A 25,543-nucleotide genomic window follows, 5' to 3' on the forward strand; every position below is an offset into this window, starting at 1 on the left:
AACGCATGTCGCCCGGAAGTGTGCAGCGGTTCCGGGATAACGACATGCATGAGACAAAGAGATCGCTTCTTGACCGGATCGCCGGCCGGTCGCTAGATGGCGGCATGCAAGATACCGGCGACTTCAACGATCGCGTTTCCGACGCACCTTCCGACAACTGGGTCTATCGGATCCTGCCGCAGTGGCTCTGGCCTTATGCCCAGCTTGCGCGGTGGGATCGCCCGATCGGCTGGCAGTTGTTGATGTGGCCGTGTTTCTGGTCGGCAACCCTTGCCGCCAATGCGGCGATCGGCGAGGGCCTCTATTCCGGCAGTCTGCTGGTGTCTCACCTTTTGCTCTATTTCATCGGCGCGGTCGCCATGCGCGGCGCCGGCTGCACCTATAACGATCTCGTCGATCACGAAATCGACATGGAAGTGGCGCGCACCCGTTCGCGTCCGCTCCCCTCGGGCCGCGTTACGCGCGCCCACGCGAAGATCTTCATCGGCCTGCAGGCGCTGGTCGGCCTCGTCGTGCTCTTGCAGTTCAACTGGCTGACCGTTTTCCTCGGCGTGCTTTCGCTCGGGATCGTAGCGTTTTATCCCTTCGCCAAACGGTTTACCGACTGGCCGCAATTCTATCTGGGGCTTGCCTTCTCCTGGGGCGCGCTGATGGGCTGGGCCGGCATTTTGGGCGGCCTCTCCTTTGCCGCCATCCTGCTCTACGCCGCCTCCGTCGCCTGGACGATCGGTTACGACACGATTTACGCCCATCAGGACAAGGAGGACGACGAACTGATCGGCGTCCGCTCCACCGCGCGGCTGTTCGGCGACAGGACGAGGCAATGGCTGATCGGCCTTTATGGACTGACGCTGGCGCTGATGTTTATCGCTTTCGTTCTTGCCGGCGCCAATATCATCGCGTTCCTGGCGCTGCTCGGGGCCGCCGGCATGTTCGCCTGGCAGATCGTCCGGCTCGATATCGATGATGCCGGCCAATGCCTGGCGCTCTTCAAGTCGAACAATCGCGTCGGCCTGATCATCTTTTTCGGCTTGTTCATCTCGCTGCTCTTCGCCATTCCCTGAATGGGGCGATGACTTCAGCGATGCATGAAACGATAAACCCGGCGCGGGCGCCGGGTTTCAAAATGCTTGCCAAACGGAGTGTCGCTATTTCGCTCAATTGCGGGCGATGATTTCCTTGCCCTCGATCTTCATGGCGACACCCAGCCGACCGGTGGTGCGGCGCACGAGGAAGCGCGGGCGCCGGTTGGCGAAGTAGGAATGACTGCGGCGCGGCTTGAGATCGCTGGTGCGCAAGGCACCAATATGGTCTTCGAGCGGACGGGCGACGCCGTCGGCCTCGACCATCAGCATCGGAATGCGGAAGGCTTCCGACCAGCTGCGCCAGTCGGCGGCGATATCGCTGAGGTCATGGGCGACGAGCAGCGGAATGCAGAGCTCCGGATCGGCGTGGTGAAGCTCGAGAGTGACGGTGACTTCGCCGTCGCCATGGTCGATGGCGCGGGCAGCGACGCCCTTGAAGACGCGCTTCGGCAGGGCAATCGAGAGCGGCAGGCCGCTGGAAGGGAGGACCTTGCGCAGCACAGCGCCGCGTTCGTCTATGGTAATGTTGACGTCATCCGAACAATCATGGATGGCGTAGCTGACCTGCTGGGGAAAGCGGGCCGGATCGAGGCGTAACGTCGTGCCAGCCCAGGCGGGCTTCATTGCGGGATTGTTCATGTCATTCTACCCTTGTCTTACCTGAGAGCCGATTTCCGGTCTTCTCCTTGGGACTTTTCGTCCTCTATGGCCGACAATAGGGGCCTGCCGTTCCGTACAGCTTAAAAATTGCGGTTAAGAAAACTTTGCCTCCTATGATGGTTATCAAAACCGAATCCGGCAGGGTTTCCGGAAGGTGAACGGTGTGGTGTGCTGAAATGATGCATCCTGAGGTAAGCCTCAGGTAAGCTTTCCGTGGCAAAATATGCTTACCAGCAGTTCGTTCTTTTAGAGAGTTTGCCGAAAAGGGCGCTTTTAATGATCACGGCTTCCCTCGCTTACACGATCCTGTCGAAGGATATGACGTCGAGCCTCAACAAGGTTGCGTCGCAGGCGACGGTCAAAAAGGACGCTCAGTACTACGCCGACCATATCAACAAGGTCACATCGGTCGACGACTTTCTCGGTGATTACAAGCTCTACAGCTATGCGATGAAGGCCTATGGTCTGGAGGATATGACCTACGCTAAGGCCTTCATGAAGAAGGTGCTCGAAAGCGATCTCACCGACGCCAACAGCTACGCCAACAAGCTTTCTGATACGCGTTATCGCGAATTTGCCTCCGCCTTCAATTTCAATGCGCCTGCCAAGGATGTGCAGACGGACGCGCAGGAGGACGATCTCATCGGCCTCTACAAGCAGTCCTTCGTCGATGCCGACAAGGCGGCGAGCACCGAGAGCACCTATTACAGCAACAATATCGATAGCGTGCAGACCGTCGACGATCTGGTCAACAACACCCGGCTGCGCACCTATGTACTGACGACTTTCAAAATCGATCCCACCTATGCGTCGAAGGATTTTCTGCGCCAGGTGCTGACGAGCGATCTCAGCGACCCCACGAGCGTCGTCAACACGCAAGGTGGCGACAAGTACAAGGCGCTTGCCGCCCAGTTCAGCTTCAACGCCGACGGTACAGTCACCGGCACGGCGCAGACGGCGGCGCAGAAGGCGTCGGTCGTCGAGACCTACACGCTGAATTCCCAATCGGTGATCATCGACAATTCGGTCGGCTCCGACGTCTACTATGTCGGCAAGACGGCGGCTGACTACAACAAGGCCTATTATACCGCCAAGATCGGCACGATCACCAATGTCGACGATCTGGTCGCCGACAAACGCCTGACCTCCTACATCACGACGGCCTACAGCATGGGCGCCGACTTTACCGCGGCAGCGTTGCGCACGGTGCTGACCGACCCCGGTTATGCCCAGCTGATGGGCTTTACCAATGTCTACAACGCCTTCAACTTCAAGGCGGACGGGTCGACCTTGAGCACGGCGCGCGTCCAGACGGTTGATCAGGCGAACAAGCTGTCATCGGCAGCGTCGAGCACCGCCAACTATTATAATGTGACCTCGCAATCGAGCGGCATCACCAATGTCGACGACCTGCTCGCCGACAATGTGCTGGCGCGTTCCATCAAGGATGCCTATGGGCTTGGCACCAATTTCAGCAATGCCGACCTGAAGAATATCCTGACGGATTCGGCCTATGCCGCGGCCCAGGGCCATGCCGGTCTCAATGCCGACTTCAATTTCCAGGCGGATGGTTCGATCAATGGTTCGGTGATCCAGACCGCGGCGCAGCGGAAATCGACGACCGACAAGTTGGCGGCGAACGCAGCGCATTTCAACAGCATGATCGGCAATGTCACCAATGTCGATGACATCATGTCCGATACTGTCGCAGTCAGCTATCTCAGAAACAGCATGCAGATCGCCGACAGCGTCTCCGATGCGACGTTGAGGACGTTCCTCGTCGACCCTGCGGCTGCCAGCACCCAGGGTTACAGCGACGTTAACGACCTCTTCAATTTCAAGGCCGACGGTTCGGTCGCGACGCTTTACGCCTCGCAGAGCGCAACCCAAAGCGCCAGCACTGCCAGCAAGGCCAATGATGCGGCCGTCTATTACCAGGCGACCATCGCCGGCATCTCAAACGTCGATCAGTTGCTGTCGGATCAGAAGCTGAACAATTTCGTGCGCAACGCCTTCGGCATCCCCTCCACCGTCACCGACGTCGCTCTTCGCAATATTCTGACCGATCAGAGCGGCACCGGCACCTATGCCGATGTTGCCGCCGCCTTCAACTTCAAGGCGGATGGCACGCTCGAGGACGGCATGCAGGCGCAGACGGCGGCACAGATTACCAACACGAAAATTGCCGCCGGAGCCCGCACCGACGATTATTCCGCCCGGATGGCGACAATCGGTAATGTCGACGATCTCATCGCCGATGACGCCATCACCAATTTCCTGAAGAGCACCTACAATCTGCCATCGGCTACCTCGAACGCTGATCTGAAGAGCATTTTGACCGATGCGACTGCGGCAGCCGCAGCCGGCCACGCCGATCTCAATGCCGACTTCAACTTCGCCGCCGACGGATCGCTCCCGGTCGTCAGCTCGGTCCAGACGGCCGATCAGGCGCAAACCACCAATGACAATTATATGGCTCGCTATGACGACGAGCGCGACGAGGCGATCGACGAAGTCACCTCCAATTACACGAGCATGATGGCCGATAGCACCAGCCTGCTCGATTTCTCCGAGATCAAGAGCGTCAACGATTTCCTGCGCAGCAATTCCTCGGCCGATTTCAAGAAAAGCAACGACAAGCTGCCGGATCCCTACCATGTGGCGCTGCAGGCTTTCGGTCTGACCGACCAGGAGGTGCCGCGCTCGATGATGCGCAAGATCCTGACGAGCGATGCATACGACCCGAAAGGCTATATCGCCTCGCTGAAGGACGAACGCATCACCAACCTTGCCCGCGCCTTCAACTTCGGCCCCGACGGCAAGGCGGCGTCACCCTTCCAGGCGCTTCCCGATGCGACGTTGGCCAAATACGCCACCGATTATAAGGCGCATGTCACCATGCTGTTGAAGGCCGGCCCGTTAAAGGACAAGGCATCGAAGGACGCGACGACCGAGGTGGATTACTTCGCCAAGGGCATGGCGAAGGTGAAGTCGCTCGACGATTTCCTCGACGACAGCCGCCTGACGAATCTGGTGCTGAAAGCCAACAACCTCGACCCGAAGGATTACGACAAGGCGACACTGAAGAAGATCTTCACCTCCGATCCCGACGACAAGAAGAGTTATCTGAACACCAAGGCCGATGCGCGCTTCAAGGATATCGTCGCCGCTTTCAACTTCGACAAGGACGGCAATCTCACCCGCGCCAAGGTAGGCACTATCCAGAACAAGGCTGCCGAAGACCACACCCAGAAGCTTTTCGTCCAGCAGACGATGGAAGCCCAGCAGGGCGAAAGCAATGACGGCGTCCGCCTGGCGCTCTATTTCAGCCGCAAGGCCCCGAACATCACCTCGATCTATTCGATCCTCGGCGACAAGGCGCTCTATCAGGTGATCACCACCGCCTACAGCTTGCCTTCGCAGATCTCGGGCATGGATGTCGCCAAGCAGGCCGACCTCATCAACCGCTTCGTCAAGCTCGAGGATCTCCAGGATCCGAAGAAGGTCGACAAGCTGCTGCGGCGCTTCACCGCCATGTACGACGTCAAGAACAGCACGCAGCAGTCGCCGGCGCTGCAGATCCTGACCGGCGGCGGCACGCAGCAATCCTGACCGTCGGTCTCACACGTCGAGACTGACGACCTTTCCAGGGTTCATGATGTTGGCGGGGTCGAAGGCGCGTTTGATGCGGCGCATCAGCTCGATTTCGATTGCCGGGCGGATGGCAGCCAGTTCGTCGCGCTTCAGCTGTCCGATGCCGTGCTCGGCCGAGATCGAGCCGCCGTGAGCAATTACCAGCCCATGAACGATGTGGTTCATCTCGTGCCAGCGGGCGATGAAGGCGTCCTTGTCGGCACCGACCGGCTGGGAAATATTGTAATGGATATTGCCGTCGCCCATATGGCCGAAAGCGCAGATGCGGGCTCCGGGCATTGCCGCCATCACCGCTTCTTCGGCCTCGGCCATGAAATGCGGAACCTTCGACACCGGCACGGAAACATCGTGCTTGATCGACCCGCCTTCCGGCTTCTGGGCATCCGACATGCTTTCGCGCATGTGCCAGATGGCCTTCTGCTGGGCGACCGATGAAGCGATCGCCGCATCGAGCACAAGCCCGGCCTCGAAGCCTTGTTCCAGGACGCCGTTCATCATCCGCTCCGCCGTCTCGGCCGAGTCCGACGTGGAGATGTCGATCAGCACATACCAGGGATAGGGCGCTTCCAGCGGATCGCGCACGCCGTCGATGTGGCGCGTGGTGATGTTGACGCCGAAACGCGGCATCAGCTCGAAACCGGTGAGCGAGGCGCCGCAGAGGCTGGAGGCGAGATCGAACAGACCAAGCGCATCCTCCACCGAATTCAGACCGGCGAATGCCACCTGATGGCCGAGCGGCTGGGGAAACAGCTTCAGCACCGCGCCGGTGATGATGCCGAGCGTGCCTTCGGCGCCGATGAAAAGGTCGCGCAGGTCGTAGCCGGTATTGTCCTTCTTCAGGCGGCGTAAGCCGTCCCAGATCTCGCCGGTCGGCAGCACCACTTCGAGGCCGAGGCAGAGCTGGCGCATATTGCCGTAGGCAAGCACGGCCGTGCCGCCGGCATTGGTGGAAAGATTGCCGCCGATGCGGCAGGAGCCCTCCGAGCCGAGCGACAGCGGAAACAGCCGCCCATGCGCCTCGGCCGCCTGCTGCACTTCGGCCAGGATGGCGCCGCCGTCGGCCACCAGCACGTTCGCCACCGGATCGATATCGCGGATCTTGTTCATGCGTTCGAGCGACAGGATGATATCGGACTTGCCCTCACGCGGCGTCTGGCCGCCGACCAGGCCGGTATTGCCGGTCTGTGGCACGATCGCCGCTCCGGTCTCCGTCGCAAGTTTCATGATTGCCGAGACTTCTTCGACAGAGCCGGGCTTCAGGAGGAGAGGGGAGGAACCGTGATAGAGCCCGCGGTTCTCGATCAGATGCGGCGCCAGATCGGCCTCGCTGGCAAGCGCGTATTTGTCGCCGACGATGGCGGCGAAGCGGTCGAGAAGTTCGGCGGAAATGCTGGGGCTGCTCATCGGGTTCGATCCTCCGTCATTATTTCAAGTCGCGGGGTGCAGCTGCCCGCTGCAGGCGGTCGTTGATCGCTTCGCCCAACCCCTCCTCGGGGATGGCCGAAAAGGCAATGCTCGAAGCCCCGCTGGCATCGGCCCGCTTCATGTAGTCGAAAAGATTGGCCGCCGCCTCGGCAAGGTCGCCCTGCGGGCTGAGATCGAGGACGATCCGGGCGCCGTTTGCGCCGGAGACCGCCGCGCCGCCGAAGGCGATCAGCGCTTCGCCGGGTTCGACCGTCGTCGCATTGAGGCGCACCGACGCGCCTGGCGCGTAGTGCGAGGCGAGCATGCCAGGCGCCTCGATCGCCGCCGATGCCGTTTTCGCCCGCAGCAGCGGCCGGCCTGCGACGCGCTCGATCTCGCGTGCCGCCAGACCGCCGGGGCGAAGCAGCCTTACCCGGTCGCCCTCCACCTTGACGATCGTCGATTCGACGCCGACAGCGCTTGGGCCCGCATCGAGGATCAACGGGATCTTCGCCCCAAGATCGGCCTCGACATGGGCGGCACTCGTTGCGCTGATCGCGCCTGACGTATTGGCGCTGGGGGCTGCGAGCGGCCGCCCGAAGGCGCCGATCACCGCGCCTGCAAAACCCTTCGGCACGCGGATGCCAACGCTGTCGAGCCCGGCGGTCGCCAGCGAATGGATCGGGCTTTCGGTCTTCAGCGGCAGCACGAGGGTCAGCGGGCCGGGCCAGAAGGCGGCGGCGAGAGCCCTCGACACCGGATCGAATTCGGCGTGCTCTTCGGCCATGGCGAGATCGGCCATATGGCAGATCAGCGGGTTGAAGCGCGGCCGTCCCTTTGTCTCATAGATGCGGGTGATCGCCGCCGGATTGGTGGCGTCGGCGGCAAGGCCGTAGACCGTCTCGGTCGGAATGGCGATGGCAAAGCCGTCGGCAAGAGCGGCGCAGGCCGCCTCAAGCGCTGCCTGCCTGTCTGCCTCAATGTCGATCGTGCGTGCCATGTGCTGCCTGGTGCTTCAGTTCCGGCAGTCATTAGGCTTTCCGCTCTTCGCGATCAATCGCGTTGTTGGCCTCACGCTTCGATGCGATGCGCTTTATAGCTGGCGGATGATTTCGCGCAGCTGTTCGTTGCGGGCGCCGAGCAGCAGGATGTTGCGGATCGCTGCCTGCGGATCATGGGTGCGGAAGAGCAGGCCGTTGCCGCGCACTGACCGGTCGATGCTCATTTTTTCCTGGGAGTGCTCGCCGGGTTTGATCGCGACGGCGAAATACATGCGGGAATAGCCGACATCGATGCGTTCGAAGAAATTGTCGTTCTGGCCGATGTCGGAATAGAAATTGGCGATGTAGAAGGCCCAACTCACGTCTTCGTAATGCGCGAACTTCGTCCGCGCAGCGGTGACGTGGCAATAACCGAGATGCGGGCTGTCCTCCAGCGTCCGGTGAAAGATCATCTTCGGAAACTGGATCGAGTGGTGAAAGCCGTTGATGTGCTGATGCGTCTTTTCGCCGGCCACCTGCAGCTTGCGGCCAGTCTTTTCGGCGACCTCATCATGGGTGAAATAGCGCTTTTCCTCGGCCAGCCAGTGCCGCCGCTCGCGCGGTATCCGGCCGGTGCGCAGGAATTCGGAATGCGCGGCAATCGGCTGCCGCTCTTGCAATCTGCTTGCATCTTTCGCGTCGAAATAACGGAGTCTGGCCATGGTTCGCGTTCTTCGCTCGGTCTGAATCAACGGCAGGATAGGGTGGCATGCTTAAGGCGATGTTAAAATCGCCCGGCGGCCGGCCGGCCAGAGACCTAAATGCCGGCAGCTGTCGCAAACGCGATGGACGCCGATATCACCCAGCGAACCTCGTTGCGCAACGGCCCTTTACGCCATGTCGCAATTGACGATAATCGCCTGGAGAGTCGGACGAATGTCAGCGACTGGGATCAGTAGCTTTTGGCTTGCCGCACCCTGTCGTCAATTTCGAAGCCGATGTCGCATTACAACCAAGCGGCAGGGATGCCAGGTGATTAAATGGGCCCAGGTGATTAAATGGCGCCATGAACAATTCTCCCGAAGGAGAAGGAAGCGGGCGCGCTTCCGCCGGCCTTCTGCTCGAGGGTGGCAACCGGGTGCACGAGGACATGAAGATGGATATTCGCAGCAACGTTTTGCGTCAGCTCAAGGGCCGTCGTGAGGGCTTCAGCCTCGAACGGCCGTTTTATATCGACGAGGATTATTTCCAGCTCGACATGGAGATGATCTATTATCGCGACTGGCTGTTCATCGGCCATGATTGCGAATTGCCGAAGCCCGGCGCCTATTTCACCGTCCAGATCGGCAGCTATCCGGTCGTCGTCGTCCGTGGCCGCGACAATGTCATCCGCGCCTTCCACAACAGCTGTCGTCATCGCGGCTCGCGCGTCTGCACCAAGGAGCACGGCTCTTCCGTGCGTCTCGTCTGCCCCTACCATCAGTGGACCTATGATCTTGAAGGCAAGCTCGCCTTCGCCCGCCACATGGGCGATGATTTCGATAAGACCGGCTTCAACCTGAAGCCCGTCCATTGCGAAATCGTCGCGGGCTATGTCTTCATCTGCCTTGCCGATACCGCCCCGGACTTCCAGCCGGTGCGCGACAAGATCGAGCCCTATGTCGCGCCGCACCGGATCAGCGAGAGCAAGGTCGCCTTCCAGAGCACGATCATCGAGAAGGGCAACTGGAAGCTTGTCTGGGAAAATAATCGCGAGTGTTATCACTGCGCCGCCAATCACCCCGAGCTTTGCCGCACCTATCCCGAAGCCCCGAGTGTCACCGGCACGGATGGCGGCGCCGACGATCCCGAGATCGCCGGCCATTGGGCGCGCTGCGAGGCCGCCGGCCTGCCGAGCAAGTTCCAGATGTCGCCGGACGGTCAGTTCCGCACCGCCCGCATGCCGCTGATCGAGGACGCCGAGAGCTACACCATGTCGGGCAAGAGCGCCGTCAAGCGTCCGCTCGCCGACGATATTTCGATCAGCCATATCGGCACCATGCTGCTCTTCCACTACCCAACGACGTGGAACCACCTATTGGGCGACCACGCCATCTCCTTCCGGGTGCTGCCGCTCAGCGCCAATGAGACGGCGGTGACCACAAAGTGGCTGGTCCACAAGGACGCGGTCGAAGGCGTGGATTACAATCTCGAGGAACTGACCCACGTCTGGACCGAGACCAACGACCAAGATCGCCGCATCGTAGAAGAGAACGCCTTCGGCATCCACTCGCCTGCCTATGAACCAGGCCCCTATTCCTCCCTGCACGAGGGCGGTGTCATGCAGTTCCTCGAATGGTATTCCAACTTCATGGTGAACCGCCTGCAGGGCGACCAGGCGAAAATCTCCGCCGTGGCGTAACATTTCGCCCGGAACTGTGCAGCGGTTCCGGGATAACGACATACATAAGACAAAGGACTAAAGCGCGTCCCGGCCGCAATTCCGGGCGCCGTTATCGAGGGCGGCCTCGCGGTTAATGCCCGGTTCAGATCGATTTCTTTAAAGATACGAAAGCAGCCGGCCCCCGGCCGCTTTCGGAACCATTCGGGCACGAAAGCGTTGCTAAACAGGCGGTTATCGCTGTTGAATGGGAGAGAAGAATGTTCGGTTTGAGTAACAAGATCGCGACCGCAGTTCTGGCTGCCGCCGTCGTTCTGACAGGCTTCGTGCCGTCGCAGGCAGTCCAGATGCCAACCGCCCCGCAGGTGGAAAAATCCTCCGCCGTCGAGAACGTCCAATACCGCCGCTACTATCGTCCCGGTTATGGGTCGGGCGGCTACTACCGTCCCGGCTATCGGCCGGGCGCCTATTATCGGCCGGGCTACGGCGGCGGCTACCGCCCCGGTTATTACGGTGGCTATCGCGGATACAGCTATTACCGTCCGGGCTATCGCCACTACAACGGCTACTGGTATCCGCTCGCCGCCTTCGGCGCCGGCGCGGTCATCGGCGGCGCCATTGTCGCGCAACCGCGTTACGTCGAGCCTGCGCCCAGCATGGGTTCAGGCCATGTCGCCTGGTGCGCCAACCGATATCGGTCCTATCGCGCCTACGACAACACGTTCCAACCCTATAACGGCCCGCGTCAGCAGTGCTATTCGCCGTAATGAGGCCGGAATAGGAAGTGGGCATTGCCCTCACGCTAACCCTCTCCCCGTAAAAAACGGAGAGAGGGGACGTGGCAAACGTGGCGTCGCGCGGCCGTCCATTCGGCTTTCTCGGCAAGGTTGACCAAGCCGAGTCCCCACGCCGGCCCGTACCAGCCGCCGCGCAGGGACCTGCCCATGCAGCGGAACGAGAGGGCGGTGGCGTGAAGAAACCGTGAACTCATTTCATCATCGGCTGCGAAACTCAGTGGACGACGGTGATCACCGAAATGCCAGCTTCGTCGGCGGCACGGATAAGCGCTGCTCGCGCGTCCTGAGCCGGAATCTCCCCGTGTATTGCATCCCGGCAAGCCATAATCGCCACGAGGTATTCTTCTCCATCGTCGATCGGCCAGCCAACGGTCAGCATCTCGGCAGCCTGCACGAGAGTTGCGACGAGCTTGTATTTTTCCGGCCCACTCACCACGAGCATCAGAGGGACGAACTCTCCGGATGTGCACCATTTCATGACATTAGGTCTCCCCACGGTAAATACATTAGTAACCGTGCAAGAACCGTTCCGAGCGAGGTGGTGGCATGAACCAACGGATTACCCGAGCGTCGATCGCTGAGATTGTAAAAAACGGGGAGAGGGGACGTGCCCTTAGGGGACGTTAGCGAGGGACGGAGACGTTGCGGCATATCCCCTTCGCCCCGTTTACGGGGAGAAGGGGCCGGCAGGCGGATGGGCAGCAGCGCCCACCCCACCTCTCAGATTCAAAGAATATCCACTCGCCGCAGCAGCCACCAGGCAAAGGCAATCGAGGCGACGATGAGGGCGACGGCGTATTCGGTGCCGTAATCGCCGACGGCGAAGGGCAGGTTTGCGGTGTTCATGCCGAAGAAGCCCGTCACCAGGGTCGGCGGCAGCAGGAAGGCCGTCATGATCGACAGCAGATAGAGGTGGCGGTTGGTCTCGGAGGATTGTTTGGAATCGATTTCTTCGTGCAGCAGGCGCGCCCGGTCCTGCAGCGCGTAAATATCGTGGTCGACCGTTTCCAGCCGGCTTGTCAGCCGCCGCGCCACATCATCGAAGCCGAATGGCATCTCGTCGTCGTCGGCCGCCGCCGCACGGCGCATCAGCGCCAGCACCGTGCGCAGATGGCGATGCAGCCGGACGACGGTGCGCCGGACCGGCGCCAGCCGCCGGCGTTCGTCGCGCGGCGCATTGTCGTAGACAAAATCCTCGATCAGGTTCAGCTCTTCGGTGAGTTCCATGACGATCGCGATCAGCGTGCGCTGAAACTCGATCACCAGCAGTTCGAACAGATCGACCGGCCGTGAAAATTTTCCCGGATTTTTTTCGATCAGCGCCCGCGCCCGCTCGACGCTGCGCAGCGGCTGCAGCCTCGTGGTGATGATGAAACGGTCGGACATGGCAAAATGCAGCCAGCCGAGATTGTTGGTATCCTGGGCGAAATCGCGCTGGCAGTCGACGAGCGTGCCGTAGAGCATCTGCTCGTCGACGGTGATGGTCGCGTGCGTGTCACGCGTCGTCAGCGCCGATTTCGCGTCCTCCGTCAGTCCGGCGAGCGTTTCGAGCAATGCCGGCACGCGGGCGTCAACAAGGTTGAGGTGCAGCCAGTAGAAACAATTGTCGGCGATGAGGTCCGCCACCGTCGCACTGTTGTTCAGACGCACCGCTGTCTTTTCATCCGGCGAGAAGCGATAGGCCCAGACGAAACCGGGTATGTTGACGGGCAATGTATCCATTGGTCGCCGATCCCTTGCGAAGGCGATGTCCTTACAGCCTCTTCATGACGTTCATTTGTGCAAGAGTGCAAGAGCCGGGCTGTGATGTCGGGCAAACTATTGCACGACAGTCAATGGAATCGAAATTGACGTTTACGTAAAAATCAATTAGCCCTTTGCCTCGGAGGGGCTTTGCCCAAATACAGGAAGTGCAGGCCGTCTGCGGAGGAAAACCATGTACAAGGCGCCCGTCGAGGAAATCGCGTTCACGTTGAAGCATGTCGCCGGCATGGGCGAGGCGATTTCAGCAGGCTTGCTCCGCGATCTCGGCGAAGATCTGGTCGATGCGATCCTGGCCGAGGCGGGACGTTTTGCCACAGAGGAAGTGGCGCCTCTCGCAGACATCGGCGACCGGCAGGGCGCCCGTTTGATCGATGGTGAGGTCCGGCTGCCGGATGGCTGGCGCGATCTCTATCGCAACTGGATCGCCGGCGGCTGGAACGGCCTGACGGCACCCGAAGCTTTCGGCGGCCAGGCCCTGCCGCATATGCTGAATGTCGCAGCGCTGGAAATGTGGAATTCCGGTTCCATGGCCTTTGCGCTTGCCCCGACGCTGACGATGGGCGCCATCGAGGCGGTCAGCACCCATGGCAGTGCTGCGCTGAAGCAGAAATACCTGGCAAAGATGGTGTCCGGCGAATGGACCGGCACCATGAACCTGACCGAGCCGCATGCCGGTTCCGATCTCGGCGTGCTCAAGGCCCGCGCCGAGCGCCGCGCCGACGGCAGCTACCGCATATCAGGCCAGAAGATCTTCATTACCTGGGGCGACCACGACGCGGCCGACAATATCATTCATCTGGTGCTGGCCCGCCTGCCGGATGCGCCGGCCGGCACCCGCGGCATCTCGCTCTTCCTGGTGCCGAAATTCCTGGTGAACGATGACGGCTCGCTCGGTGCCCGCAACGATCTGTTCTGCCACTCGCTGGAGCACAAGCTTGGCATCCACGGCTCGCCGACCTGCACGATGATCTATGGCGACGGCCGGTTCGGCGACGAAAAGGGTGCCGTGGGATGGCTGGTCGGCGAGGAGAACAAGGGGCTCGCCTGCATGTTCACGATGATGAACAATGCCCGTCTGGCCGTCGGCATTCAGGGCGTGGCGATCGCCGAGGCCGCTACCCAGAAGGCGCTCGCCTATGCCAAGGAACGCACCCAGGGCAGGGCGCCCGGCTGGAGCGGCGCCGGCATGAGCCCGATCGTCGACCATCCCGATGTTGCCCGCATGCTGCTGACGATGAAGGCGCTGACGCAGGGGTCACGCGCCATTTCCTATGCCTGCGCCCATGCGATCGACATGTCCCACCGGGCGGGCGATGACAGCCGTCACTGGCAGGAGCGTGCCGCGCTGCTGACGCCGATTGCTAAATCCTTTTCGACCGATGCCGGCGTCGAGGTTGCCTCGCTCGGCATTCAGGTGCATGGCGGCATGGGCTTCATCGAGGAGACGGGGGCAGCGCGGTACTTGCGTGATGCCCGCATCGCGCCGATCTACGAGGGCACCAACGGCATCCAGGCGATCGACCTCGTCACCCGCAAGCTGCCGCTCTCCGGCGGCGATCAGGTCAAGGGCTTCATCGCCGAGCTGAAGGAGATCGCCGACAATGTCCGCCGCTCCAATCTCGGTGGTCTTGGCGAAACCGCCGCCAGGCTCGACACAGCGATCGCCGATCTCGAAACGGCGACCGGCTGGCTCATCAAGATCCTGACCGATGGCAAGGCCACCGAGGCGCTCTCAGGTGCAACACCCTATCAGCGCCTGTTCGGCCTCGTGCTCACCGGCTGTTACCTCGCCAAGGGGGCTCTTGCCGAAAGCGGCGATGGCAGAGGCGAGGGCCGCATCGCGCTCTGCCGCTTCGCCGCCGAAAATCTGATGGCCGAGACCACAGCCCTTTGTGACCGGGTGGTGAATGGCGCTGCAAGCCTCGCCGCCGCCCGCATTCTGCTTGCTTGAGGACATTTCCAATGACCGATCATATCATCGTCGAGCAGCCTTCCGCCCACCCTGGCGTCCAGCTCATCCGCTTCAACCGGCCGGAGAAGAAGAACGCCATCACCCGCGCCATGTACCGGACAATGGCCGATGCGCTGAAGGCGGCCGATGCCGATCCCGCCATCCGCGCCACCGCCTTTCTTGGTACCCAGGGCTGCTTTTCCGCCGGCAATGATCTAAACGACTTCCTTGTCGCCGCAGTCGGTGGCAGCGGCCTGGAGCAGGAGATCCTAGATTTCCTCTATGCGCTGGTGAAGGCCGAAAAACCCGTGGTCTCGGGCGTCGACGGACTGGCGATCGGCATCGGCACGACGATCCATCTCCATTGCGACCTGACCATCGCTTCCAGCCGCAGCCAGTTCCGTACTCCCTTCGTCGACCTGGCTCTGGTGCCGGAAGCGGGTTCCAGCCTCGTTGCGCCACGCCTGATGGGCCACCAGCGCGCCTTCGCCCTGCTGGCCGCCGGCGAAGCCTTCTCGGCCGCCGAGGCGAAGGACGCCGGTCTCATCTGGAAGGTGGTTGAACCCGGCGAGGTCGATGGGCTGACGCTGGCGACCGCAGCTCGGCTCGCCGCCAAACCGCCGGAGGCGCTGCGCATCGCCCGTAATCTCATCCGCAGCGACAGCGGCGAGATCATCGCCCGCATCGACGAGGAGGCCCGCCATTTCTCCGCCCGTCTGAAAAGTGCCGAGGCCCGGGCCGCCTTCGAAGCCTTCATGCGCCGCTAAACCGTATCAGATGAAGCAAGTTTGACGCGACGCGCTTTAGAGCTTGGGCACATCGAAGACCTCGCCCGCCCTGAGCGCCCGGAATCGTTCCGGGGGAATATCATGTTCGCTCATAGCGTTTTGCAGCGCTCTTGTCGGCGCGTCGACCGCCTCGTCTGTCAGTTGGAACGTCGCGAAGTGATGCCCCGCCACATAGGCCGCATTTGCCAACTTCATCCCGATGACCGCTTCCTGCGGATTCTGGTGCTGGCCTTTCATGAACCATCGCGGCTCATAGGCGCCGAAGGGTAAAATCGCCAAGCGAAAGCCACCATGCTTCTGCTGTGCCGCCTTGTAATTGATGCCGCGGTGAAAGCCCGTATCGCCGACGTGATAGATTTTTCCGGCGGGAGTCGATAAGGCGAACGACGCCCAGAGCGCCATTCGGCGATCGGCGCCGCCGCGGGCGGACCAATGATGTGCCGGCTCCGCATCAATGCTGATGCCGGCGTGCGAGATGCGCTCGCCCCAGTCCATCGATGTCATCTCTATATCGGGCACGGCGCGGCGGATGATCGTGTCATTGCCGAGTGGTGTCACCACACGCGGCCGATGCTTGGCGCTCAAGCGCCTGAGTGTCGCGATATCGAGATGATCATAATGATTGTGCGATACCAGCACGAGATCGATTGGCGGCAGATCATCGAACGCGATGCCCGGTTGGACGACGCGTTTGGGTCCAGCAAAAGTAAAGGGGCTTACGCGCTCCGACCACACCGGGTCGGTAAGGATATTGAGCCCAGCGACCTGTACGAGCACTGTTGCATGGCCAACCATGGTCACCCGTAGATCCTCGCCGTCGACACGTGGATCCGGCTTGGCCGCCGCATATGGACTTGGCACCGACCGCGGCCAACGCTCACGGCCACCGCCGAATTGCCACCGCAGCAAATCGCGGAAACCAAGGGGCTCGATACCTTCGGGATTGAAGAAATGCGTGCCGTCGAAGTGATCGGACACCGGGCCGTTATAATAGGGATTGCGTCTTTTGGTCTTGCGCATTTGAAATCGGTCTCGTTTGCTTACAGCGCCGCGCGTCTTTTCAGACGCGTAAACGACGCTGTAACACTTTGAATCGCCGCATATGCAGTAGAACAGGATGATTTTAAGCGTGTCGGCTCAAAATCTGAATCCTGTTCTAAAATAGAGAGTCAGATTGATGCAGGAAGCTCGTTGACCTTGCGCAGCAGGCTGTCGACCAGACGCTCCGGCAGGTAGCGGCGAAGCGAGCGGACCTGACGCGACTGCTTGCCGGCGGAATAGCGCAGCTTCGGCTTCTTGGCGGTTGCGGCTTTGACGACCATATCGGCGACGACCTGCGGCGCGTCGCCCGCCGCTACCCACTTGCGCATCAGAGCCTCGCTCCGGGCCCGCTCCGAGTCGTAGACCGGAAGCGGTTGATCTGCGCGTGTCAGGTTCTCCTCGAAGGATGTTTTGGTGACGCCGGGTTGGACGAGAACGACACGGATACCGAAGTTGCGCACTTCATGATCGAGCGATTCCGAATAGCCTTCGATTGCATGTTTGGTTGAGGCATAGAAGGCGTTGTAGGGGGATGGGATCAGTCCGAGGATCGAGCTCATGTTGACGATCCGGCCGATCTTCTGCTTGCGCATGACCGGCAGCACGGCATTGACGACACGGGCGACGCCGAAAAGGTTGACGTCGAAAAGCCGCTGGGCCTGGTCGATCGATGATTCTTCCGCGCCTCCAAGCAGGCCGACCCCGGCATTGTTGACGACAAGATCGATCCGGCCGGCCTGTTGCAGGATCTCGGCAATCACAGCCTCCACCGAGGCCTTATCCGTCACGTCGCAGATCAGCATGGTGATGCCAGGCTTGTCAGCAACCTGTTTGCGGCTGGTCCCATAGACGCGATAGCCGGCTTTCGCCAGCGATTGGGCTGTGACAAGGCCAATGCCGGAGGAAGCGCCGGTAACCAGGGCAATGTTTTTGGTTCTGTCGATCATGCTGTCAGCTTTCACTAGGGTGTGGATCATTGGCTGACGCTGTGTTACTATCTTTTCGATATCGTGTCACTATCGAAAAGATACTCAATGAAAAATAATTCAATTCTCCAGTGCCCGGTGGCCCGCGGCCTTAACTCTGTGGGTGATGCGTGGAGCATTCTGGTCCTGCGGGATGCACATACCGGCCTTACCCGGTTCGACCAGTTCAGGAAGAGCCTCGGCATTGTGCCGACCATGCTCACCAAGCGCCTTAAAGCGCTGACCGACGACGGTCTGCTGGAAAAGCGCCTCTACTCAGAGCGACCGCCCCGCGAGGAATACTTGCTGACCGAAGCAGGCCGGGATTTCCTGCCGGTGCTGATGATGATCGGGGCTTGGGCGCACCGCCACTGCGATGGCGAACTCGCCCGCTATGTCGATGTCGAAACGGGCTCAGAGATCGAGCCCATCGCAATCGATGCGGTTACGGGTGCAAAGCTCGGAACGCGGGCAATGCGGCTGAGTGCTGGCCAGGAACGGAATTCGGCAACCCATAAAGATGCTTGAGGGCATAGCGCCCTCGGCACTGACGGAAGGGGTGAGCCGACGGGCGGCCCGCCTATTTCTCCAGCGTCGCCACCACCTCGACATGCGAGGTCCAGAGGAACTGGTCGATCGGCGTCACCCCGGTGATCCGGTAGCCGCCCTCGACGAGGATCGCCAGGTCGCGCGCCAGCGTCAGCGGATTGCAGCTGACGGCCACGATCCTCTTCACCGCTGAGCGGGCAAGCTCCTTGCACTGGAATTCGGCACCGGCCCGCGGCGGATCGAAGACGACGGCGTCATAGGGCTTGAACTCCTGCGTCATCAACGGGCGGCGGAAGAGATCACGCTTCTCGATGGTCACCGGCTTCAATCCAGGAGTGTTGCGGGCGGCATGATCGAGGGCGGCGAGCGCCTTTGCCTCGGCTTCGACGGCATGCACGCGGCCGATCCGCGCCAGCCGCAGCGAGAACGTGCCGGAGCCGGCAAAGAGATCGGCGATCCGCTTCGCCTTGCCGGCATGGGCAAGCACCAGCTCGGCCATCGCTTCTTCCGCCGGCTTGGTCGCCTGGGTGAAGCCGCCCGGCGGCGGTGAAACCTGAATGCTGCCGAAATCGACGAGCGGCTTCGACGGCTCGATGAGGATTTCGCCGTTCAGCGAAACACGGGCGATGCCGCGCAGGCCGAGCACGGTCTCAACCGCCTTGCGCCGCTGCGGATCGGACAGTTTCTTCACCTCGTCGACCGCAATGTCGAGGCCGGAAAGCGTTTCGAGCACGGAGACGCGAAAGGGTTCGGCATTGGTCGCCAGCGCGGCGGCAATGGCCCGGATCGCCGGTAGCCGGGCGATGATCCCTGCCGACGAGATCGGACATTCCTCGATGGCGACGATATGATGGCTTTCGGCCTGGTTGAAACCAACAAGCATGTCCTTCTCGGTCTTGCGCGCCGCAAACACCACGCGCCGGCGCTCACCCGGCCGGGCCGGAACGATCTCGCCAACCTCAGGCGTCAGCCCCTTCGATTTCAGCGCATCGATGACCAGCTGGCGCTTGAAGGCGCGGTATGGCGCATCTGCCATATGCTGCAGCGTGCAGCCGCCGCAGGTGCCGTTGACGCCATCCAGGCCGAAATGTCGACAGGGCGGCTCCTGCCGGTCGGGCGAGGGCGTCGTGATCGACATGATCGTGCCCTGGCTTTTGACGCGGGCGATCGCCACCGTTTCCCCCGGCAGAGAAAACGGCACATAGACAGGGCCGCCGGCATTGCTGGCGATACCGTCGCCCTGGGCGCCGAGCTTCTCGATCGTGACGGTTTCGGTGCTCACGGTTTCAATCCTGCCAGAAGAAATTCCTGATTGCCGTCGCCGCCGGAAATCGGGGAGGGGATGAGGCCGAGGCTGTTCCAGCCCATGTCCTCGGTGAACCAGCGCGCAAGCTCCGCAGCGACGGCGGGAGCCGACGCGGGATCCTTCAACAGTCCGCCCTTGCCGATCGCTTCGCGCCCGGCCTCGAACTGCGGCTTGACCAGCAGCACGGCGACAGTACCCGGCTCGGCGATCTCGAGAGCCGGCGCCAGTGCCAGCTTCAGCGAGATGAAAGAGACATCGGAAACGATGAACGTGGCGGGATCACCGATATCCTCTGCCGTCAGATTGCGGGCATTGAGGCCTTCTTTGTTCGTGACACGCGGATCGCCTGAAATGCGCGGGTGCATCTGCCCATGGCCGACATCGATCGCGGTGACATGCACGGCACCGCGTTGCAGCAGCACCTCGGTGAAGCCGCCGGTGGACGCGCCGACATCCAGACAGTGATGGCCGGCGGGATCGAGCTGGAAATGATCGAGGGCTGCGGCAAGCTTCAGCGCGGCGCGCGAGACATAGTCCTGCGCCGGGTCGTCGATCTCGATCTCAGCGTCGTCGCCGAAGACCGCCCCGGCTTTCGTTATGACCTGGCCGGCGATCCTGACGGTGCCGCGTTGCACGGCGTCGCGAGCCCGCGAGCGGCTGGCGAAAAGGCCGCGGGAGACGAGAAGTTGGTCGAGGCGTTGGCTGTTTTGATCGGACATCGGCTGTGAATGACCGGCAAAGCCGCCGGTTGCAAGCATTTTGTTCCAGACAGCGTCATTGACCCTCGAAAGCTTTCGGCGATAATCCTGCCGCGGCGATCACGGGGCGGCCGCAGACACGGGGGTGTTTTATGCTGAAGCTCTTCACTCTTCTCGTCGCGGCGGGGATCGCAGCCCCCGCGCTGGCGAACGACACCATGGCCGAGGTCAAGACCGGCGGGCTGATTTTTGCCCAGTCCGACGATGTCAGCATGGCGGAGGAAAATCTCTTCATCTCCGCTTCGCAAGTGCGTGTCGACTACGTGTTCGAGAATACGTCCGACAAGGATGTCGAAAGCCTGGTCGCCTTCCCGATGCCCGATATATCAGGCCAGGTGGACAACAACTCCGCCATCTCCGACTACGACAGCGACAATTTCCTGCATTTCTCCACCGTGCAGGATGGTAGGCCGATCACCGCCAAGCTGCAGCAGCGCGTCGTCTCGCTCGGCATCGACGTCACCGACGAGCTGGCCAAAAACGGCATTCCCGTCCTGCCTTACAGCCAGAAGACCCGCGACGCGCTCGCCAAGCTTCCCGAAACCGTCCGGAAGGACTGGATCGCCCGCGGCCTGATTTATCCCATGACCGACGCCGATGTCGTGCCGCTCTGGACGCTCCGCTCGACCTATTGGTGGCGCACCACCTTTCCGGCCAAAAAGAAGGTCAGCGTCGAGCATCGCTACCAGCCGGCCGTCGGCGGCACCGTCGCCATCAGCTTTCTCGAAAACGGCGAGCCGAAGGGCGAACGCTTCGAGGAATATTCCCGCAAATACTGCCTCGACGCAGATTTCGTCCGGGTTGCCCAGCAGCATGTCCGGGAAGCCGAGGCCGGCGGCGCCAACTATACCGAAAGCTGGATCTCCTATGTGCTGTCGACCGGCGCCAACTGGGCGGGACCGATCCGGCGCTTCCAGCTGACGATCGACAAGGGCAAGCCCGGCAGTCTCATCAGCTTCTGCGGCAGCAACGTCGAGAAAATCGGCCCGACGACCTTCCGGATGACCGCCGAGGATTTCGATCCCGGCAAGGACTTCGACATCCTCGTCCTCAATCCGCCGGAAGCGGAACCGAAGCAGCCTTGATTTAAGCATTTTAATCACGGCCCTGATCTTTGTTGCGGCGCGCAATTTAAACAAATTTAAAGCCCGCCCGCATAGGTTCGGTTCGATTGCGGCGGTTCATTTGAACCGCTTCGTGCCATGAAGGCAAAGGCGTCTGCACGCCGATCATGTTCCCAATTCAAAAAAGGCCTTGCGGTTGCGACTCGCGCGCGACCGGCCTTTCGCCGCGTCGACTGTCGTCAGGAGAAATTCACCGATGTCCGCCAAAAACATATCCTTGAACGGGAAGCTTGCGGCCACGTTCGCAGCCCTCATTCTGATTTTCGTCGCTGTCTCCGCCTTCGTTTATTCCAAGGCGACGGCGTCGGCGTCAGCGTCAGCCGAGCAGGAAAAGTCCGAGCTGCTCGTCAACCAGATCGACGATGCGCTGCAGGCGATGCTCGAGCAGGCCGTCAACCTGCGCGGCTTTATCCTGTTCCGCAGCGACAGCACCTATGGCGATGTCTTCGCCAATCGCGAGCGCATGCTGAAGGCGATTGCCGCCGCCAGGCAGACGGCGGGAGCCGAGCCGCAGCTGGTCGAGATGATCGACGGCATGCAGAAGGCCGCCGACCTCTATTTCCATGAACTTGCCGAGCCGCAGACCAAGGCGCGCAAGGAAACCGACATGCCGATCGAAGAGATCATCAAGATCGGCGTCAACGCCACCAAGGGCCAGCTCGACGGCTTCCGCCAGGCCTCGGCCAAGATCAAGGCCAGCGCCCGCGAAAAGTCCGATGCGCTGGCTGAAATCCGCGCCGATGCCAACAGCGATCTGAAGACGACGCTGCTTGCCGGCGGTATCGTCGCCTCGCTCGCCGCCGCCGTGCTCGCCTGGTTGATGTCGCGCACCATCGTCCGCCCGATCGTCGGCATGACCGGAGCCATGGATCGCCTCGCCGGCGGTGAGCACGATATCGAGGTCCCGGCGACCGACCGCGGCGACGAAGTCGGCCGCATGGCCCAGTCGGTGCTGGTCTTCAAGCAGGCGGCGATCGAGAAGCTGCGCCTTGCCGGCGAGACCGACCGCATGCGTGATGACGCCGAACGCCAGCGCCGGGCAGGCGACGAGCAGAAGGCCCGCGAGGAAGGCGAGATCCGCCATGCCATCGACGCTCTGGCGGGCGGCCTTGCCGAGCTTGCCAATGGCGATATGGCCGGCCGTCTCCAGACGCCGTTTGCGCCGCAATATGACAGCCTGCGCAATGACTTCAACCATGCCGTCGAAAAGCTGCAGGCAGCCCTGCAATCAGTCGGCCGCAACGCCTCGGCGATCAATGCCGGCGCCGGCGAAATCCGCTCGGCCGCCGACGATCTCGCCCACCGCACCGAACAGCAGGCTGCCGCCGTCGAACAGACCGCCGCAGCGCTCGAGCAGGTGACGACGACCGTCCGCGACAGCGCCAAGCGCGCCGAGGATGCCGGCAATCTCGTCGAGCGCACCCGCCTCGGCGCCGAAAAATCCGGCGAAGTCGTCCGCAAGGCGGTCTCCGCCATGCAGCAGATCGAAAAGTCCTCGGGCGAAATCTCCAACATCATCGGCGTCATCGATGACATCGCCTTCCAGACCAACCTTTTGGCTCTGAACGCCGGCGTCGAAGCCGCCCGCGCCGGCGATGCCGGCAAGGGCTTTGCCGTCGTCGCTCAGGAAGTGCGCGAGCTTGCTCAGCGCTCGGCCAAGGCGGCCAAGGAGATCAAGGCGCTGATCACCACCTCGGGCGAACAGGTCGTTGCCGGCGTCTCCCTCGTCGGCGAGACCGGCAAGGCGCTGGAAGCGATCGTCGCCGAAGTGCAGGAGATCAACCGTAACGTCAGCGCCATCGTCACCGCCACCCGCGAACAGTCAATCGGCCTGCAGGAGATCAACACCGCCGTCAACAACATGGACCAGGGCACCCAGCAGAATGCCGCCATGGTCGAGGAGCAGACCGCGGCAAGCCATGCGCTCGCTCAAGAAGCAAGTGCGCTGGATGAATTGCTGCGCCAGTTTAAGCTCGGCCAGACGAGGCCGGATGCCGCAGCATCGCGCGCCACCGTCGCCGCCCCCAACGCCCGCCCGGTCGCCTCGCCAGCCCGCGCCCTGACCCGCACGGTGGCCAAGGCCTTTGGCGGCAGGCAGGCAACGGCCGCAGCTGCGGTGCAGGAGGACTGGACGGAGTTCTGAGAGGGCGCTCTTCTTCGAAAGAGGACGTCAAATGCAGAGGGCGGTGCAGTGGATGCGCCGCCCTTTTTCATGGTGATATGGCCATTGTGGAGCTCGCGGCCCCTCATCCGCCCTACGGGCACCTTCACCCCAAGGGGAGAAGGGGGAATCGCGACGTTGCCGCAAATCTCTTCTCCCCTCGGGGAGAAGGTGCCGGCAGGCGGACGAGGGGGGCGGAACGGCACGCCGTCAAAGAGGGCCGACAAAGCAAGCCCCCATCCAAATCACTACCCCGCAACCCCAACCGCAACGCCGCGCCCCAGCGCCTTGAACACCGTCGAAACGATGCCGGCGCGGTCGAGGCCGGCATGGGCGATCATTGCTTCGGGTTTGGCCTGTTCCATCCAGATATCGGGCATGACAAGCGAGCGGATCTTCAGCCCGTTGTCGAGCAGGCCTTCGCTCGAAAGATACTGCATCACCTGGCTGCCGAAGCCGCCGATGGAGCCTTCCTCGACGGTGATCACCATCTCGTGGTGGCGGGCAAGCTGGCGGATCAGATCATGGTCGAGCGGCTTGGCGAAGCGCGCATCGGCAACCGTCGTCGAAAGCCCGGCGGCATCGAGATCTTCGGCGGCCAGCAGACAATCGGCAAGCCGTGAGCCAAAGGAGAGCAGCGCCACCTTGGTGCCTTCCTTGACGATGCGGCCCTTGCCGATCGGCAGGATTTCGCCGCGCGCCGGCATGTCGACGCCGACACCTTCGCCGCGCGGATAGCGGAACGAGATCGGCCCGGCATCATAGGCGACAGCCGTGCGCACCATATGCTTGAGTTCGGCCTCGTCGGCCGCCGCCATCACCACGAAGCCGGGCAGGGTGGTGAGGAAGGCGGTGTCGAAGGAGCCGGCATGGGTCGGCCCATCGGCGCCGACGAAGCCGGCGCGGTCGATCGGAAAACGTACCGGCAGTCCCTGGATCGCCACGTCGTGCACGACCTGGTCGTAGGCGCGCTGCAGGAAGGTGGAATAGAGCGCTGCGAACGGTTTGTAGCCTTCGGCCGCAAGGCCGGCGGCAAAGGTCACGGCATGCTGTTCGGCGATGCCGACATCGAAACAGCGCGACGGAAAGGCGTCGGCAAGCTTATCGAGGCCGGTACCGTTCGGCATGGCGGCGGTGATGCCGACGATCTTGTCGTCGAGAGTTGCTTCCTGCACAAGCGCTTCGGCAAAGACGCTGGTATAGCTGGGCGCATTCGGCTTGACCCTGGCCTGGGCGCCGGTGATGACGTCGAACTTGTTGACGCCGTGATATTTGTCGGCTGCGGCTTCCGCCGGCGGATAGCCCTTGCCCTTCTGGGTGACGACATGGATCAGCACCGGTCCGCGGCCATTGTCGCGCACGTTGCGCAGCACCGGCAGCAGATGGTCGAAGGAATGCCCGTCGATCGGCCCGATATGATAGAAGCCCATCTCCTCGAACATCGTGCCGCCGGTGACATAGCCGCGCGCATGCTCGACGGCGCGGGTGATCGCCCGATCGATATTCTTGCCGAGATAGGCCGTCAGCTTCTTGCCGAGATCACGGAAGCCCATATAGGTGCGGCCTGAGGCGAGGCGAGCGAGATAGGCGCTCATTGCGCCTGTCGGCGGCGCGATCGACATGTCGTTGTCGTTAAGGATGACGATGAGGCGCGCATCGAGCGCGCCGGCATTGTTCAGCGCCTCATAAGCCATGCCGGCCGACATCGCCCCGTCGCCGATGACGGCGATGACGCGCCGGTCTGCTTTATCGAGATCGGCGGCGATCGCCATGCCGAGGCCGGCCGATATCGACGTCGAGGAATGCGCCGCCCCGAAGGGATCATATTCGCTCTCGGCCCGGCGGGTGAAGCCGGAAAGTCCGTCTTCCTGGCGCAGTGTGCGGATGCGGTCGCGCCGGCCGGTGAGGATTTTGTGCGGATAACATTGATGGCCGACATCGAAGATCAGCCGATCGTCAGGCGTGTTGAAGACGTTGTGGATGGCGATCGTCAATTCGACGACGCCGAGACCGGCGCCAAGATGGCCGCCGGTGCGCGACACCGCATCGATCATTTCGTCCCGGACTTCGCGGGCAAGCTGCGGCAGCTCGCGATCCTCGAGCTTGCGCAGGTCGGCGGGGTAGATGACCTGGTCGAGCAGGGGGGTCTTCGGCAGTTGTGTCACGGGCGGGCGCT

General features: G+C 62.0%; 20 protein-coding genes. 9 read left to right on the forward strand and 11 right to left on the reverse strand.

Annotation, left to right across the window (positions count from 1 at the left end):
- Nucleotides 1-104: 104 nt before the first annotated feature.
- The gene (ubiA, locus tag J3O30_RS04980) at nucleotides 105-1,064 is read left to right on the forward strand and encodes a 4-hydroxybenzoate octaprenyltransferase (protein WP_207584262.1); all 960 of its coding nucleotides are present in this window, start codon (nucleotides 105-107) and stop codon (nucleotides 1,062-1,064) included.
- 93 nt (nucleotides 1,065-1,157) lie between these two features.
- Here the strand turns inward: ubiA and J3O30_RS04985 are convergent, their stop codons facing one another.
- Nucleotides 1,158-1,724, reverse strand: coding sequence for a DUF6101 family protein (locus J3O30_RS04985; protein WP_207583163.1), 567 nt, complete (start codon nucleotides 1,722-1,724; stop codon nucleotides 1,158-1,160).
- Between the two features lie 297 nt (nucleotides 1,725-2,021).
- On the opposite strand from J3O30_RS04985, the gene J3O30_RS04990 reads away from it, so the two are divergent.
- Nucleotides 2,022-5,357 (forward strand): DUF1217 domain-containing protein, encoded by a 3,336-nt coding sequence (locus J3O30_RS04990; protein WP_207583164.1) that lies wholly within the window; start codon nucleotides 2,022-2,024, stop codon nucleotides 5,355-5,357.
- Nucleotides 5,358-5,366: 9 nt separating this feature from the next.
- On the opposite strand, the gene J3O30_RS04995 is transcribed toward J3O30_RS04990, so the two are convergent.
- The 3 genes from J3O30_RS04995 to J3O30_RS05005 form a co-directional block, all read right to left on the reverse strand.
- The gene (locus J3O30_RS04995; RefSeq protein WP_207583165.1) at nucleotides 5,367-6,803 is read right to left on the reverse strand and encodes an FAD-binding oxidoreductase; all 1,437 of its coding nucleotides are present in this window, start codon (nucleotides 6,801-6,803) and stop codon (nucleotides 5,367-5,369) included.
- 19 nt (nucleotides 6,804-6,822) lie between these two features.
- Nucleotides 6,823-7,803: an L-threonylcarbamoyladenylate synthase gene (locus J3O30_RS05000; RefSeq protein ID WP_207583166.1), complete on the reverse strand. Its 981-nt coding sequence runs from the start codon at nucleotides 7,801-7,803 to the stop codon at nucleotides 6,823-6,825.
- A 93-nt stretch (nucleotides 7,804-7,896) separates the two neighbouring features.
- The gene (locus J3O30_RS05005; RefSeq protein WP_207583167.1) at nucleotides 7,897-8,505 is read right to left on the reverse strand and encodes a DUF6656 family protein; all 609 of its coding nucleotides are present in this window, start codon (nucleotides 8,503-8,505) and stop codon (nucleotides 7,897-7,899) included.
- Nucleotides 8,506-8,939: 434 nt separating this feature from the next.
- On the opposite strand from J3O30_RS05005, the gene J3O30_RS05010 reads away from it, so the two are divergent.
- Both J3O30_RS05010 and J3O30_RS05015 read left to right on the forward strand, forming a co-directional pair.
- Nucleotides 8,940-10,184, forward strand: coding sequence for an aromatic ring-hydroxylating dioxygenase subunit alpha (locus J3O30_RS05010; protein WP_207584263.1), 1,245 nt, complete (start codon nucleotides 8,940-8,942; stop codon nucleotides 10,182-10,184).
- A 239-nt stretch (nucleotides 10,185-10,423) separates the two neighbouring features.
- The gene (locus J3O30_RS05015; protein ID WP_207583168.1) at nucleotides 10,424-10,930 is read left to right on the forward strand and encodes a BA14K family protein; all 507 of its coding nucleotides are present in this window, start codon (nucleotides 10,424-10,426) and stop codon (nucleotides 10,928-10,930) included.
- Between the two features lie 244 nt (nucleotides 10,931-11,174).
- Here J3O30_RS05015 and J3O30_RS05020 read toward each other — a convergent pair whose 3' ends face one another.
- Together J3O30_RS05020 and J3O30_RS05025 are read right to left on the reverse strand one after the other, a co-directional pair.
- Nucleotides 11,175-11,438: a DUF982 domain-containing protein gene (locus J3O30_RS05020; RefSeq protein WP_164009858.1), complete on the reverse strand. Its 264-nt coding sequence runs from the start codon at nucleotides 11,436-11,438 to the stop codon at nucleotides 11,175-11,177.
- 248 nt (nucleotides 11,439-11,686) lie between these two features.
- A complete protein-coding gene (locus J3O30_RS05025) occupies nucleotides 11,687-12,682 on the reverse strand; it encodes a transporter (RefSeq protein WP_207583169.1) in 996 nt (331 codons plus the stop codon).
- Nucleotides 12,683-12,896: 214 nt separating this feature from the next.
- On the opposite strand from J3O30_RS05025, the gene J3O30_RS05030 reads away from it, so the two are divergent.
- Together J3O30_RS05030 and J3O30_RS05035 are read left to right on the forward strand one after the other, a co-directional pair.
- The gene (locus tag J3O30_RS05030) at nucleotides 12,897-14,675 is read left to right on the forward strand and encodes an acyl-CoA dehydrogenase (RefSeq protein WP_207583170.1); all 1,779 of its coding nucleotides are present in this window, start codon (nucleotides 12,897-12,899) and stop codon (nucleotides 14,673-14,675) included.
- 11 nt (nucleotides 14,676-14,686) lie between these two features.
- Nucleotides 14,687-15,442, forward strand: a complete 756-nt coding sequence (locus tag J3O30_RS05035; RefSeq protein WP_207583171.1) for a crotonase/enoyl-CoA hydratase family protein — start codon at nucleotides 14,687-14,689, stop codon at nucleotides 15,440-15,442.
- 36 nt (nucleotides 15,443-15,478) lie between these two features.
- Here J3O30_RS05035 and J3O30_RS05040 read toward each other — a convergent pair whose 3' ends face one another.
- Both J3O30_RS05040 and J3O30_RS05045 read right to left on the reverse strand, forming a co-directional pair.
- On the reverse strand, nucleotides 15,479-16,483 hold the full coding sequence (locus J3O30_RS05040) for an MBL fold metallo-hydrolase (protein WP_207583172.1): 1,005 nt from the start codon (nucleotides 16,481-16,483) through the stop codon (nucleotides 15,479-15,481).
- Between the two features lie 149 nt (nucleotides 16,484-16,632).
- Nucleotides 16,633-17,451, reverse strand: a complete 819-nt coding sequence (locus tag J3O30_RS05045) for an oxidoreductase (protein ID WP_207583173.1) — start codon at nucleotides 17,449-17,451, stop codon at nucleotides 16,633-16,635.
- Between the two features lie 87 nt (nucleotides 17,452-17,538).
- Here J3O30_RS05045 and J3O30_RS05050 point away from each other — a divergent pair, with 87 nt between their 5' ends.
- Nucleotides 17,539-17,997: a helix-turn-helix domain-containing protein gene (locus J3O30_RS05050; RefSeq protein ID WP_207583174.1), complete on the forward strand. Its 459-nt coding sequence runs from the start codon at nucleotides 17,539-17,541 to the stop codon at nucleotides 17,995-17,997.
- A 52-nt stretch (nucleotides 17,998-18,049) separates the two neighbouring features.
- Here J3O30_RS05050 and J3O30_RS05055 read toward each other — a convergent pair whose 3' ends face one another.
- Together J3O30_RS05055 and J3O30_RS05060 are read right to left on the reverse strand one after the other, a co-directional pair.
- Nucleotides 18,050-19,300 carry a class I SAM-dependent RNA methyltransferase gene (locus tag J3O30_RS05055; RefSeq protein ID WP_207583175.1) on the reverse strand — a complete coding sequence of 417 codons (1,251 nt, stop codon included), beginning with the start codon at nucleotides 19,298-19,300 and terminating at the stop codon, nucleotides 18,050-18,052.
- Nucleotides 19,297-20,043 carry a TlyA family RNA methyltransferase gene (locus J3O30_RS05060; protein WP_207583176.1) on the reverse strand — a complete coding sequence of 249 codons (747 nt, stop codon included), beginning with the start codon at nucleotides 20,041-20,043 and terminating at the stop codon, nucleotides 19,297-19,299. Before J3O30_RS05060 ends, J3O30_RS05055 begins: the two co-directional genes overlap by 4 nt.
- A gap of 131 nt (nucleotides 20,044-20,174) precedes the next feature.
- Between J3O30_RS05060 and J3O30_RS05065 the strand changes: the two genes are divergently transcribed.
- Both J3O30_RS05065 and J3O30_RS05070 read left to right on the forward strand, forming a co-directional pair.
- Nucleotides 20,175-21,167 carry a DUF4424 domain-containing protein gene (locus J3O30_RS05065; RefSeq protein ID WP_207583177.1) on the forward strand — a complete coding sequence of 331 codons (993 nt, stop codon included), beginning with the start codon at nucleotides 20,175-20,177 and terminating at the stop codon, nucleotides 21,165-21,167.
- Between the two features lie 235 nt (nucleotides 21,168-21,402).
- Complete coding sequence (locus J3O30_RS05070; protein WP_207583178.1) at nucleotides 21,403-23,349, forward strand: methyl-accepting chemotaxis protein; 1,947 nt, start codon at nucleotides 21,403-21,405, stop codon at nucleotides 23,347-23,349.
- A gap of 266 nt (nucleotides 23,350-23,615) precedes the next feature.
- On the opposite strand, the gene dxs is transcribed toward J3O30_RS05070, so the two are convergent.
- Nucleotides 23,616-25,532 (reverse strand): 1-deoxy-D-xylulose-5-phosphate synthase, encoded by a 1,917-nt coding sequence (gene dxs / locus J3O30_RS05075; protein WP_207583179.1) that lies wholly within the window; start codon nucleotides 25,530-25,532, stop codon nucleotides 23,616-23,618.
- Nucleotides 25,533-25,543 lie beyond the last annotated feature (11 nt).

The sequence above is a fragment of the Rhizobium sp. NZLR1 genome, assembly GCF_017357385.1.
GTDB lineage: Bacteria > Pseudomonadota > Alphaproteobacteria > Rhizobiales > Rhizobiaceae > Rhizobium.

Coding starts and splice junctions, on each gene's coding strand:
- J3O30_RS04990 (WP_207583164.1), top strand. CDS start 2,022: ATGATCACGGCTTCCCTCGCTTACACGATCCTGTCGAAGGATATGACG.
- ubiA (WP_207584262.1), top strand. CDS start 105: ATGCAAGATACCGGCGACTTCAACGATCGCGTTTCCGACGCACCTTCC.
- J3O30_RS05040 (WP_207583172.1), bottom strand. CDS start 16,483: ATGCGCAAGACCAAAAGACGCAATCCCTATTATAACGGCCCGGTGTCC.
- J3O30_RS05065 (WP_207583177.1), top strand. CDS start 20,175: ATGCTGAAGCTCTTCACTCTTCTCGTCGCGGCGGGGATCGCAGCCCCC.
- J3O30_RS05015 (WP_207583168.1), top strand. CDS start 10,424: ATGTTCGGTTTGAGTAACAAGATCGCGACCGCAGTTCTGGCTGCCGCC.
- J3O30_RS05035 (WP_207583171.1), top strand. CDS start 14,687: ATGACCGATCATATCATCGTCGAGCAGCCTTCCGCCCACCCTGGCGTC.
- J3O30_RS05010 (WP_207584263.1), top strand. CDS start 8,940: ATGGATATTCGCAGCAACGTTTTGCGTCAGCTCAAGGGCCGTCGTGAG.
- J3O30_RS05045 (WP_207583173.1), bottom strand. CDS start 17,451: ATGATCGACAGAACCAAAAACATTGCCCTGGTTACCGGCGCTTCCTCC.
- J3O30_RS05030 (WP_207583170.1), top strand. CDS start 12,897: ATGTACAAGGCGCCCGTCGAGGAAATCGCGTTCACGTTGAAGCATGTC.
- J3O30_RS05005 (WP_207583167.1), bottom strand. CDS start 8,505: ATGGCCAGACTCCGTTATTTCGACGCGAAAGATGCAAGCAGATTGCAA.
- J3O30_RS05050 (WP_207583174.1), top strand. CDS start 17,539: ATGAAAAATAATTCAATTCTCCAGTGCCCGGTGGCCCGCGGCCTTAAC.
- J3O30_RS05070 (WP_207583178.1), top strand. CDS start 21,403: ATGTCCGCCAAAAACATATCCTTGAACGGGAAGCTTGCGGCCACGTTC.
- J3O30_RS05060 (WP_207583176.1), bottom strand. CDS start 20,043: ATGTCCGATCAAAACAGCCAACGCCTCGACCAACTTCTCGTCTCCCGC.
- J3O30_RS05000 (WP_207583166.1), bottom strand. CDS start 7,803: ATGGCACGCACGATCGACATTGAGGCAGACAGGCAGGCAGCGCTTGAG.
- J3O30_RS05025 (WP_207583169.1), bottom strand. CDS start 12,682: ATGGATACATTGCCCGTCAACATACCCGGTTTCGTCTGGGCCTATCGC.
- J3O30_RS04985 (WP_207583163.1), bottom strand. CDS start 1,724: ATGAACAATCCCGCAATGAAGCCCGCCTGGGCTGGCACGACGTTACGC.
- J3O30_RS04995 (WP_207583165.1), bottom strand. CDS start 6,803: ATGAGCAGCCCCAGCATTTCCGCCGAACTTCTCGACCGCTTCGCCGCC.
- J3O30_RS05020 (WP_164009858.1), bottom strand. CDS start 11,438: ATGAAATGGTGCACATCCGGAGAGTTCGTCCCTCTGATGCTCGTGGTG.